Raw genomic sequence first — 764 nt, forward strand, 5'->3', positions numbered from 1 at the left:
GGTAAAACAACTCTGACTGCTGCAATCACTACAGTTTTAGCTAAAACTTACGGTGGTGCTGCTCGTGCATTCGACCAAATCGATAATGCGCCAGAAGAAAAAGCGCGTGGTATCACCATCTCTACTTCACACGTAGAATACGATACTCCAACTCGCCACTACGCACACGTAGACTGCCCAGGTCACGCCGACTATGTTAAAAACATGATCACTGGTGCTGCGCAAATGGACGGAGCTATTCTGGTAGTAGCAGCAACTGATGGTCCAATGCCACAAACTCGTGAGCACATCCTGTTAGGTCGTCAGGTTGGTGTTCCTTACATCATCGTATTCCTGAACAAATGTGACATGGTAGATGATGAAGAGCTGTTAGAATTAGTTGAAATGGAAGTTCGTGAACTTCTGTCTCAATACGATTTCCCAGGTGATGACACTCCAGTAATCCGTGGTTCAGCGCTGAAAGCACTGGAAGGCGAAGCAGAGTGGGAAGCAAAAATTGTTGAATTAGCAGAAGCACTGGATTCTTATATCCCAGAGCCAGAGCGTGCAATTGACAAACCATTCCTGTTACCAATCGAAGATGTATTCTCAATCTCAGGCCGTGGTACAGTAGTTACTGGTCGTGTAGAGCGTGGTATCATCAAAGTAGGTGATGAAGTTGAGATTGTTGGTATCAAAGAAACCGCAAAAACAACTTGTACTGGCGTTGAAATGTTCCGTAAATTACTTGACGAAGGTCGTGCAGGTGAGAACGTAGGTGTTCT

General features: G+C 45.3%; 1 protein-coding gene. It reads left to right on the forward strand.

The genetic code is table 11. The features are described from left to right. On the forward strand, positions 1–764 hold a 764-nt coding region (locus ACYUCW_RS18060), incomplete at both ends, for an elongation factor Tu (protein WP_163748934.1).

Source organism: Proteus sp. MB838 (assembly GCF_054767435.1).